The following is a 10,272-nucleotide window of genomic DNA, read 5'->3' on the forward strand; positions in this document are numbered from 1 at the left end:
GGGGCACCGGACATGGACTTCAGCTTCGGCGCCGAGGACGAGGAGCTGCGCGGCCGCGCCCGGGCGTGGCTGGCGGAGCACCTCGTGGGCCCGTACGAGGAGGCCATCGGCCTCGGCGGGCCCGGCAGCGAGCACGAGGGGGTCGAGACCCGGCGCGCGTGGGAGCGCGAGCTGGGCCGAGGCGGCTGGATCGGCCAGGGCTGGGAGGCGCAGGGCGGCCCCCAAGGCGCCTACGGCAACCGGCGGCTATCCCTCACCGGGCAGGTGGTGTGGGCCGAGGAGTACGCGGCCGCGCGCGCGCCCGCCCGGGTCGGCCACATCGGCGAGAACCTCCTCGCGCCGACGCTGATCGCCTACGGCTCCCCGGAGCAGCGGGCCCGCTTCCTCCCCGGCATCGCCCGAGGCGAGGAACTGTGGTGCCAGGGGTACTCCGAACCGGGCGCCGGCTCCGACCTCGCGGCAATCCGTACGACGGCGGTACGGGATCCGGCCGACGGGCTGCTGCGCGTCACCGGGCAGAAGATCTGGACCTCCCTGGCCCGGGACGCCGACTGGTGCTTCGTCCTGGCACGGACGGAACCCGGCTCCCGGCGCCACCGGGGGCTGTCCTTCCTCCTCGTACGCATGGACCAGCCGGGGAAGGTCGAGGTCCGGCCGATCCGGCAGATGTCGGGGACCTCCGAGTTCAACGAGGTGTTCTTCGACGGAGCCCTCGCCGCCGAGACCGTGGGCGACGAGGGCAACGGCTGGTCCGTGGCCATGGGACTGCTCGCGCTGGAGCGCGGGGTCTCCACGCTCGTCCAGCAGATCGGCTTCGCGGCGGAACTGGAGCGGGTGGTCCGGGCGTACGTGGCCGCCGGCGCGGGCGACCCCGTCCTGCGCGAACGCCTCGTACGGCAGTGGGCCGAGCTGCGCACGATGCGGTGGAACGCCCTGCGGACGCTGGGCTCCGCGGGCGGGAACGCGGGCGGGGACCCGGGCGCGCCCAGCGTGGCCAAACTGCTGTGGGGCGGCTGGCACCGGCGGCTCGGCGAGCTGGCGGTGGAGGTCCGGGGCGCGGTCGCCACGGCCGGGCCGGGGTACTGGTCGCAGGGGACCCCGTACGAACTCGGACTCGACGAGGAGCAGCGGCTGTTCCTGTTCACCCGCGCCGACACGATCTACGGCGGCTCGGACGAGATCCAGCGCAACATCATCGCCGAGCGCGTGCTCGGCCTGCCTAAGGAGTCCGGATGAGGGGCGTCGTATTCGACGGCAAGCAGGCCCGCGTGGTCGACGATCTGGAGATCCGGGACCCGGGGCCGGGGGAGGTGCTGGTCGCGATATCGGCGGCCGGTCTGTGCCACAGCGACCTGTCGGTCATCGACGGGACGATCCCGTTCCCGCCGCCGGTGGTGCTCGGGCACGAGGGCGCGGGCGTGGTGGAGGCGGTCGGGTCGGGGGTCACGCACGTGGTGCCCGGCGACCACGTCTCGCTCTCCACGCTCGCCAACTGCGGGGCGTGCGCGGACTGCGACCGCGGCCGGCCGACGATGTGCCGCAAGGCGATCGGGATGCCGGGGCAGCCGTTCTCGCAGGGTGGGAAGCCGCTCTACCAGTTCGCGTCCAACTCGGCCTTCGCCGAGCGGACCATCGTCAAGGCCGTGCAGGCCGTGAAGATCCCCAAGGACATCCCGCTGACCTCGGCGGCGCTGATCGGCTGCGGTGTCCTGACGGGCGTGGGCGCCGTGCTCAACCGGGCGAAGGTGGACCGGGGCGAGACGGTCGTCGTCATCGGCACCGGCGGCATCGGGCTGAACGTGCTCCAGGGCGCGCGGATCGCGGGCGCCACCACCATCGTGGCGATCGACGCGAACCCGGCGAAGGAGGCGGTGGCCCGGCAGTTCGGCGCCACCCACTTCATCGTCGCCTCGGCGGCCCGGGACTCCTCGGCGGCCGTGAAGGAGATCCTGCCCAGGGGCGCGGACCACGCCTTCGAATGCGTGGGCAACGTCAAGCTGATCCGGCAGGCGATCGACCTGCTGGACCGGCACGGACAGGCGGTGCTGCTCGGCGTGCCCGGCTTCAAGGAGGAGGCCGCGTTCCAGGTCTCGTCCATGTACCTGGACAAGACGATCATGGGCTGCCGGTACGGGTCCTCGCGCCCGCAGCGGGACATCGCGCTCTACGCGGAGCTCTACCGGCAGGGCAAGCTGCTGCTGGACGAACTGGTGACGAAGGTCTACCCGGTCGAGGACTTCGACAAGGCCGTGGACGACGCGCACCACGGCCGGGTGGCCCGCGGGGTGCTCACGTTCTGATCCACCGGTCGGCCCTGCTCCGCGGAGCAGGGCCGGCCGCGGCGTGAACGGGGTGCAGGGCGTGCACGGCGCGTACGTGGACGGCGGGGCGGCGGGGCCGCGCTGTCAGTCGGCGAAGCGGCCGAAGCGGCCCTTGTGGAAGAGGAGCGGGTCGCCCTCGCCGGCCGCGCCCATGGCTACGACCCGGCCCACGACGATGAGGTGGTCACCGCCGGTGTGCACGGCGTGGATCCGGCAGTCGATCCAGGCGGGAACGGCGTCGAGCTGCGGCGATCCCGTGGCAGGGGCCGGGCTGTGGGCGACACCGGCGAACTTGTCGGCGCCGCTGACGGCGAAGGACCGGCAGAGCTCGCCCTGCTCGGAGCCGAGGATGTTCACGCAGAACACCCCGGCGCGTGCGATCCGGGGCCAGGTGGTCGACGTACGGGCCACCATGAAGGTGACCAGGGGCGGGTCGAGGGAGAGCGAGGCGAAGGACTGGCAGGCGAAGCCCGCCGGGCCCTCCTCGCCCTCGCCGGGCGGGGAGGTGATGATCGTGACCCCGCTGGCGAAGTTGCCCAGTACGGCGCGGAATTCGGCGGGGCTGACGGGCGCTCGCTCGTTTTCGCCGACGGCCCGCAGGTCGGGGCGGGGTAGAGCATCGACGGGCTCGGTCCCGGGCTCCGCGGCGGCGGAGGTGGGGGAGCCGACTGATCTGAGGTATCGGACGACGGTGGCCGCCATCCCTGCGTGTCCCATCACACCTTCGATTGAAGCTGACGGTTCGTCAGATGGGAAGGGGGGTGGGGGCCCGGCATCAACCGACATGTCGACGGGCGTCACCGGACGTCAACGGGCACCGACGGGGATCCGGCGCGGGGTGGTACGCGTGCTGCGGAAGCGGGCACGGTAGGCGGTCGGGGTGATGTCCAGGGCGTGCTGGAACACGCGGCGCATCGTTTCGGCGGACCCGAAGCCGGACTGCGCCGCCACCGTGTCCACCGGATCGTCACCCGCTTCGAGGAGGGCCTGGGCGGCTTCGAGCCGCACGGATTCCACGTACCGGCCGGGCGTCATCCCGATCTCCTGGCGGAAGAGCCGGGCGAGGTGGCGGCCGCTGACCCCGGCGTCGCGGGAGACCTCCTCGAGCGCGAGCCGGGGGTCGGCGCCGATGGCGTCCATGACCGTGCGCAGCACCGGATGCCTGGCCTCGCGCGGGGTCAGACGGGCGCTGTACTGGGACTGCCCGCCGGGCCTGGCCATGAACACGACGAGCTCCCGCGCGACCTCGCGGGCCGTGGCGGCTCCGTGGTCCTCCTCGACCAGGGACAGCGCGAGGTCGATGCCCGAGGTCACCCCGGCGGAGGTGATGACGTGCCCGTCCCGCACGAACACCGGATCCGCCTCCACCCGCACCAGCGGGTACGCGGCCGCGAGCTGCCCGGCGAGCCGCCAGTGCGTGACCGCCCGCCGCCCGTCGAGCACCCCGGTCTCGGCCAGCACGAAGGCCCCGGCGCACACCGAGGCGACCCGGTGCGAGCGGCGCACGAGCTCGGCGACCAGACCCGTCAGGTCCGGATCGGCTACGGCCGCGCGCCAGTCGCTGCGGCCGGGGACGACGAGCGTCCCGGGCCGCGGGGGCAGGCCGTCGGGACCGCTGTCGGCGCCGATGCGTACGCCCGACGACGTACGGACGTCGGCCCCGTCCGGGGAGACGATCCGGACGTCGTAGCGGGCGCCGTGGGCGTTGGCGGTACTGAACACCTCGGCGGGACCCGTGACGTCGAGCAGCTGCACGCCGTCGAAGGCGACGATGACGACGGCGTGCGCGGCTACTGGGGCCACGGGGAGTCCAGGACCAGGCGTACGAAGTCCCCGCGCTCGAAGCCGGGCACGTGGTGCGCGAGGACGTCGGCCTTGATGTTGCCGAAGGCGGTACGGGGCTTGGGCGCCACGCCGTCCGCGAAGGCGCGCAGGATGCGCTCCTTGAACCGGGGGCGCGGGTGCAGGGCGACGACCGCCGCGCGGTCCGCCTCGGCGAGGTCGTGGTAGCCGATGCCGAGCACGTCGTAGGCCACGCCCGCCGTCACCAGCGCCACCTCGGGCTCCATGTGCTCCGGGATGCCCGGGGTGGTGTGCAGGGCGATGGCCGTCCACACCCGGCGCACCGAGTCCTCGGGAACCTCGTGCCCGCGCAGGAACCGGCGGGCCTCATCGGCGCCGTCCACCTCGAAGCGGCGGCCGCTGGAGTGATAGGGCTCGGTGAGGCCCAGGTCGTGGAACATCGCTGCCACATAGAGCAGTTCGGGATCGTGGGCGAGGCCGAGGCGGCTGCCCTGCAGGGCGCCGAAGAAGTACACGCGCCGGGAGTGGTCGTAGAGCAGCTCGCCCACACTGTCGCGGACGAGCTCGGTCGCCTCCCCCGCCAGTTTCGAGTCCGGTACCCGGATCCTGAGTGCGTCGCCCGTCATCGCCTGGTCCTTTCGTGGTGCTCCGTGCCGGTCGACACCAGTCTTCGGGGCCCGCCGGCCCTCCCGCCATGGCGATGGCGCCACACATCCCACAGATCCGGACATGCTGCGGCCGCCCGGGTGAATCCGCCCCGGTGCCCAGCCGCGCGGGCCGTGGCTCCCGTACGGGCTCGGCATCGTGGCGGGGGACCGGCGGCACGGACCGCGGAGGTCACGGAAGCCACGCTCACGGCTCCCGCGGCGCCGCGGCGACGACAGGAGGACCCTCATGCTCGGCACCGAATTCCGCAAGGGATCGCCCAATTGGCTCGACCTCGGGAGCCCTGACACCGACGGGGCCGTCACGTTCTACACCGCCGTCTTCGGCTGGGAGTACCTCGCCCTCGGACCGGAGGCGGGCGGCTACGGGTTCTTCCAGGTCGACGGCAAGACCGTCGCCGCCCTCGGGCCGCTCACCGAGGACGGCGCCACCCCGGCGTGGATGCTGCACTTCCACACCCCCGACATCGAGGAGACGGCGGAGGCCGTCAGGGCGGGCGGCGGAGTGGTGCGCACGGAGCCCGGAGACGTCATGGGGGAAGGCAGGCTCGCGCAGTTCACCGATCCGCAGGGCGCGGAGTTCGCGTGCTGGCAGCCGGGCCGGACCGCGGGGCTGGGGCGGACCTCCGAGGTGAACACCCTGGTCTGGGCGGAGCTGCACGCGCCCGACCCCGTCGCGGCCGTCGAGTTCTACGCGGGCCTGTTCGGGTGGCGCTCCGTCGAGATGCAGGCACCCGGGATGACCTACCGGGTCCTGAGCATCTCCGACGGGGACCAGGAGGACGGCTCCTTCGGCGGGGTCGCGCCGCAGGGCGACGGCGCGGGCGAGGGCGTGGGGGCCAACGAAGTCCCCCGCTGGATCCCGTACTTCAACGTCGCCGACGTGGACGCGACCGTCGCCGCCGTCCGGGGCGGCGGGGGCTCGGTACTGATGCCGGCCGCCGACGTGCCGGAGGTCGGGCGGATGGCGTGGACCGCGGACCCGGCCGGCGCTGTCTTCGCCCTGCTGACGCCGGACCCGCGGATGTGACCGGTGGGGTCGGTGGGTCGGTGGGGTTGGTCGGATCGGTGTGTCCCGTGGGCCCGCCGGACGAGGCCGGGCGGCTTTGTCCGGCCGCGCCCCGTCCCGTGACATCGTGGCGGCATGACCTTCGAAGTCCGTCCGGCATCGGTGTTCGAGGACGTACGGGCCCTGGTCGGCCCGAAGTCCGCCGCCGCCAACGTCTGCTGGTGCCTGAGCTACCGGATCCCGTCCAAGCTCAACAACGAACTCCGAGGTCCGGCCCGCGGTGAGTACGTCGCCGGGCTGTGCCGCGACGAGCCCCCGCCGGGGGTGCTCGCCTACGACGGCGACGAACCCGTCGGCTGGGCCGCCGTGGGGCCGCGCTCGGCCACGTCCTTCGCCCGCAGCCGCACCATCCCGCACGTCGACGACCTGCCGGTGTGGTCACTGTGGTGCGTCCGGGTCCGCCCCGGCCACCGAAAGCAGGGCGTCTCGCACGCCCTGATCGCGGGGGCGGTCGAGTTCGCCCGCGCCCACGGCGCACCCGCGATCGAGGCCTACCCCCTGGACAGCGGGGACGCCCGGGTGGACATGACGATGGCGTACCCCGGGATCCGGAAGAACTTCGAGCGCGCCGGATTCGCCCACGCCGCGGACACGACCTCGGTCCTGGCCGGGCATCCCCGGATCCTCATGCGCCTCGACCTGCGCTGACCGGCCCTGGAGCCGCGGCCGGCCGGCGCGCTAGCGGCCCAGGTACTTCGGGGTGCGCCGCTCCACGAAACTGGCGACACCCTCGTTCGCGTCGGCCGTGGTCATGTTGAGCTCCTGGGCGGTGGCCTCGGCGGCGAGCGCCGTCGCCCGGTCCACGTCCAGGGACGCGTTGACCAGCTGCTTGGTCAGGGCGAGGGCGCGGGTGGGGCCCTGTGCGAGGCGCTCCGCCCACTCCCGGGCGGTGTCCTCCAGGGCCTCGGCGGGAACCACCTTGTTGACCAGGCCGAGCCGTTCGGCCTCGGCCGCCGCGACGGCGTCCCCGAAGAACATCAGCTCCTTCGCCTTCTGCGGGCCGACGAGACGCGGCAGGAGGTACGCGCCCGCGCCGTCGGGAACCAGGCCGCGGCGGACGAACACCTCGATGAACTTGGCCGGTTCGGCGGCGATCACCAGATCGCAGGCGAGCGCGAGGTGCGCGCCGATGCCGGCCGCCGTGCCGTTCACGGCGGCGACGACCGGCTTCTCGCAGTCGAGCACCGCCGTGATCAGGCGCTGCGCGCCGAGCCGGATCATGCGGGCCACGTCCCCGGCGACACGCTCCGCCGTGGCCGGAGCCCCGCGCAGGTCGGCGCCGGCGCAGAAGCCCCTGCCGGTGGCGGTGATGACGACGGCCCGTACATCGGGATCGGCGGAGGCGTCTGCGAGCAGGGCGATGACGCGTTCGCGCTGGTCCCAGGTGACGGCGTTCATCGCCTCGGGGCGGTTGAGGGTGATCCAGGAGACGCCGGCGTCGGTGCGGTGGAGGACTTCGTCCTCGGGGGTGGGGGCCATGGCTGAACTCCCGTTCGGGGGTCGGTGTCGGTGGTGCGGGCTCGAGTACGCGGCGCGGCACGGCTCCCGGGGACCAGCCCCCGGACCCCCGCGCCTCACACACCGGCGGGGCTGAAAAGACCGCCTCAGACGCCGGCGGGGCTGAAAAGACCGCCTCAGACGCCGGCAAGGCTGGAAAATCCAGCCGTGCCGGCGTATGAGGCGCGGGGCCTGCCCGACCCGGTCAGCGGCAGATGGCCAGCGCGTCCAGGGCTACCGCCCCTTGCCCGCGCGGGAGGACCATCAGCGGGTTGATGTCCAGCTCGGAGAGCTCGTCGCCCAGTTCCATCGCCATCCGCTGGACGCGGAGGATGACCTCCACCAGCGCGTCCACATCGGCCGGCGGAGCCCCCCGTACGCCCTCCAGCAGCGCACGCCCCCGCAGTTCGCCCAGCATGGCTCTGGCCTGGTCCTCGCCGAACGGCGGTACCCGGACGGCCACGTCGTGCAGCACCTCCACCAGGACCCCGCCCAGCCCCACCGTCACCGTGGGACCGAAGAGATCGTCCTGGGTGACCCCGACGACCATCTCGACACCGCGCTCCACCATCTGGCAGACGAGGACCCCGTCCAGCGGGACGTTCTCGTAGCGCGCTATGTCGGTCAGCTCGCGGTAGGCGTCGCGGATCTGGCTCGCCGAGGTCAGGCCGATCTTCACCAGCCCCAGTTCCGTCTTGTGCGCGAGCTGGGGGCCCGAGGCCTTCATGACCACCGGGTAGCCGACCAGCCCGGCCGCCCGTACGGCCGCTGCGGCGCTGGTCACCAGCTGCTCCCGGGGCACCCGTATCCCGTAGGCGCGCAGGAGCTGCTTGGCCGCGTGCTCGCTGAGCTGCTGGCCCGGGCGCATGAGGGCTTGGGCCTTGCGGAAGGAGGGCGAGGTGGTGCGCGGGGCGTCCTCGAAGGGGGAGCGGTAGGCGGCGGTGAAGCGGTGGTGGCCGAGGTAGGCGCGGACGGCGGTGATGCAGTTGCCGAAGGTGCGGAAGGTGGCGACCCGGGAGGAGCCGAGGAGCGTGGTGCGGTAGGCCTCCTCCGTGCCGACGGGGGAGCCCCAGATCACGCAGACCAGCTTGTCGGTCTGCTCGGCCGCGTCCACCAGGTCCTGCGCGAGCTTGTCGCTCATGGGCGGGAAGGGGCCGGTGATCGGGCAGATCAGGACGCCGACGGACGGGTCCGCGAGGATCGCGTCGATGATCTTGCGGCCGCGCCAGTCGCCGACCGGGTGGCCGCCGTTGTCCACGGGGTTGGAGACCCCCAGGTACTCCGGGATCCACTGGTGCAGCTCGTCCTGCTTGGCCTGGGAGAGGGTGGGGATGCTGAGCCCCGCCTCGGTCGCCAGGTCGGAGAAGTGGGCGCCGGTACCACCGGAGATGGAGTACACCACCACCCCTTCGGCCAGCGGCTTGCGCGCGCGGGCCAGGAGGGCGGCGGTGTCCTGGAGTTCGTCGAGGCCGTCGACCCGGATGACGCCGAACTGCCGCATGGCGGCGTCCACGACGGTGTCCGCGCCGGTCAGCTTCCCGGTGTGGGAGGCGGCCATGCGGGCACCGGTCTCGGTGCGGCCGACCTTGACGGCGACGACGGGGACGCCGTTGCGGGCGGCCCGGTCGGCGGCGAGGAGGAACTGCCGGCCGTCCTTGAGGCCCTCCACGTAGCAGGCGATGGCCCCGACCTCGGGCTGCTCGGCGAAGTAGGAGATGAAGTCGGAGGTTTCGAGGTCGGCCTCGTTGCCGGTGGGCGCCCAGTGGGAGAGGCGGATGCCCAGCTCCTGGAGGGTGTAGACGGGCCGGCCCTGGTGGCCGGACTGGGTGATGAGCGCGATGGCCGGGCCGTCGAGGTCGCCCCGGAACTTCTCGAAGGCGTTGAGGTTCGTATTGGGGCCGAGGAGACGCAGCCCCGAACGTCGTACGGAGGCGCCCAGGCGGGCCTGCGCGGCGGCGCCCTCGTCGCCGGTCTCGGCGAACCCGGAGGCGAAGGCGACGGCGAACTTCACCTTGGCCTCGGCGAGCTGCTCCACGATGGGGAGCGGGTCGGCCACGAGGAGGACGGCGAGGTCCACCTGTTCGGGCAGGTCGGCCACGGAGGCATGGCACGGCAGCCCGAAGACCGTGGCCCGGGTGGGATGGACGGGGTGCAGCCGGGCACCGACGCGTTCCGCCCATGCGATGAGCTGGCGGGTGATGCCGGTGTTCGGTCTGCCGTCGGCGTCCGACGCGCCGATGACGGCCACGGACTCGGGCCGGAAGAACCGGTCCAGGTCGGGAGCGTCGGCGTGCAGGGGCCGACCGCTGACGTCCAGCGCGACCGCGTCCTCGGCGGACGGAGCCGCCGTGGAGTGGACGGCCGTCCTGGGGGTCTCCCCGCAGGCCTCGACACGTGCGCGGAAGTCGGTGGTGAGGGTGCCGTGAGTAGATCCAAGCATCGTTCCGCCCGCTCCTGCTCGATGAACCTCGACGAATCTCAATAGCTGACGCGTAGTCAGATTACTGAACTGACGTGCCGTCAGGAACAGGGATGCGCAGGAAAGCTGGTGGAGGTGATGTGTGGAAGGGCCACGAGGGGCTCCTGGCACGGTCTCAGATCACCCGGAGGCGGTCCAGACCAGTATTCGGCCGAGGTTGGAGGGAGGGGGGTGGTTTCGGGGATGTGGGAGACGCGGGAGATGTGGGGGGACGCGGCAGCAGGGTGGGTCGAGGGGGCCGTACGGGGCCTGCGGGGCGAACGCCCGTCTGTCCTGCCCGGCCCGCCCGACTCGGAGGTGCCGCGCCCGCCGCTAGGTCCTGTCTGGAGATCGGATTATGAATGTGGTGCGATGCTGCGGAGCCAGAGCATCGCACCGCACAGATGCAGGCCGGCCTCGTAGCTTTCTGGCGTCTTGTCAAAGCGGAACGCGATGCCG

The 10,272-nt window shown here is 72.8% G+C and carries 9 protein-coding genes; 4 read left to right on the plus strand and 5 right to left on the minus strand.

What is annotated here, in order from left to right:
- Positions 1-12 precede the first annotated feature (12 nt).
- The gene (locus OTB20_RS38440; RefSeq protein WP_267824558.1) at positions 13-1,236 is read left to right on the plus strand and encodes an acyl-CoA dehydrogenase family protein; all 1,224 of its coding nucleotides are present in this window, start codon (positions 13-15) and stop codon (positions 1,234-1,236) included.
- Complete coding sequence (locus OTB20_RS38445) at positions 1,233-2,300, plus strand: Zn-dependent alcohol dehydrogenase (RefSeq protein WP_267824559.1); 1,068 nt, start codon at positions 1,233-1,235, stop codon at positions 2,298-2,300. Before OTB20_RS38440 ends, OTB20_RS38445 begins: the two co-directional genes overlap by 4 nt.
- Before the next feature lie 105 nt (positions 2,301-2,405).
- On the opposite strand, the gene OTB20_RS38450 is transcribed toward OTB20_RS38445, so the two are convergent.
- The 3 genes from OTB20_RS38450 to OTB20_RS38460 form a co-directional block, all read right to left on the minus strand.
- A complete protein-coding gene (locus tag OTB20_RS38450) occupies positions 2,406-3,023 on the minus strand; it encodes a flavin reductase family protein (protein ID WP_267824569.1) in 618 nt (205 codons plus the stop codon).
- Between the two features lie 105 nt (positions 3,024-3,128).
- Complete coding sequence (locus OTB20_RS38455) at positions 3,129-4,124, minus strand: GlxA family transcriptional regulator (RefSeq protein WP_267824560.1); 996 nt, start codon at positions 4,122-4,124, stop codon at positions 3,129-3,131.
- Positions 4,112-4,750, minus strand: coding sequence for an HD domain-containing protein (locus OTB20_RS38460; RefSeq protein ID WP_267756599.1), 639 nt, complete (start codon positions 4,748-4,750; stop codon positions 4,112-4,114). Before OTB20_RS38460 ends, OTB20_RS38455 begins: the two co-directional genes overlap by 13 nt.
- 268 nt (positions 4,751-5,018) lie before the next feature.
- Here OTB20_RS38460 and OTB20_RS38465 point away from each other — a divergent pair, with 268 nt between their 5' ends.
- Positions 5,019-5,819 (plus strand): VOC family protein, encoded by an 801-nt coding sequence (locus OTB20_RS38465; protein WP_267824561.1) that lies wholly within the window; start codon positions 5,019-5,021, stop codon positions 5,817-5,819.
- 114 nt (positions 5,820-5,933) lie between these two features.
- Entirely contained in the window at positions 5,934-6,506 is a 573-nt protein-coding gene (locus OTB20_RS38470; protein ID WP_267824562.1) for a GNAT family N-acetyltransferase, read from the plus strand.
- Positions 6,507-6,536: 30 nt separating this feature from the next.
- Here OTB20_RS38470 and OTB20_RS38475 read toward each other — a convergent pair whose 3' ends face one another.
- Positions 6,537-7,337, minus strand: coding sequence for an enoyl-CoA hydratase/isomerase family protein (locus OTB20_RS38475; protein ID WP_267824563.1), 801 nt, complete (start codon positions 7,335-7,337; stop codon positions 6,537-6,539).
- Positions 7,338-7,560: 223 nt separating this feature from the next.
- Positions 7,561-9,795: an acetate--CoA ligase family protein gene (locus tag OTB20_RS38480; protein ID WP_267824565.1), complete on the minus strand. Its 2,235-nt coding sequence runs from the start codon at positions 9,793-9,795 to the stop codon at positions 7,561-7,563.
- Positions 9,796-10,272: the final 477 nt, after the last annotated feature.

The sequence above is a fragment of the Streptomyces sp. H27-H1 genome (assembly GCF_026627445.1).
GTDB lineage: Bacteria > Actinomycetota > Actinomycetes > Streptomycetales > Streptomycetaceae > Streptomyces.

Coding starts and splice junctions, on each gene's coding strand:
- OTB20_RS38440 (WP_267824558.1), top strand. CDS start 13: ATGGACTTCAGCTTCGGCGCCGAGGACGAGGAGCTGCGCGGCCGCGCC.
- OTB20_RS38450 (WP_267824569.1), bottom strand. CDS start 3,023: ATGGCGGCCACCGTCGTCCGATACCTCAGATCAGTCGGCTCCCCCACC.
- OTB20_RS38475 (WP_267824563.1), bottom strand. CDS start 7,337: ATGGCCCCCACCCCCGAGGACGAAGTCCTCCACCGCACCGACGCCGGC.
- OTB20_RS38470 (WP_267824562.1), top strand. CDS start 5,934: ATGACCTTCGAAGTCCGTCCGGCATCGGTGTTCGAGGACGTACGGGCC.
- OTB20_RS38445 (WP_267824559.1), top strand. CDS start 1,233: ATGAGGGGCGTCGTATTCGACGGCAAGCAGGCCCGCGTGGTCGACGAT.
- OTB20_RS38480 (WP_267824565.1), bottom strand. CDS start 9,795: ATGCTTGGATCTACTCACGGCACCCTCACCACCGACTTCCGCGCACGT.
- OTB20_RS38465 (WP_267824561.1), top strand. CDS start 5,019: ATGCTCGGCACCGAATTCCGCAAGGGATCGCCCAATTGGCTCGACCTC.
- OTB20_RS38460 (WP_267756599.1), bottom strand. CDS start 4,750: ATGACGGGCGACGCACTCAGGATCCGGGTACCGGACTCGAAACTGGCG.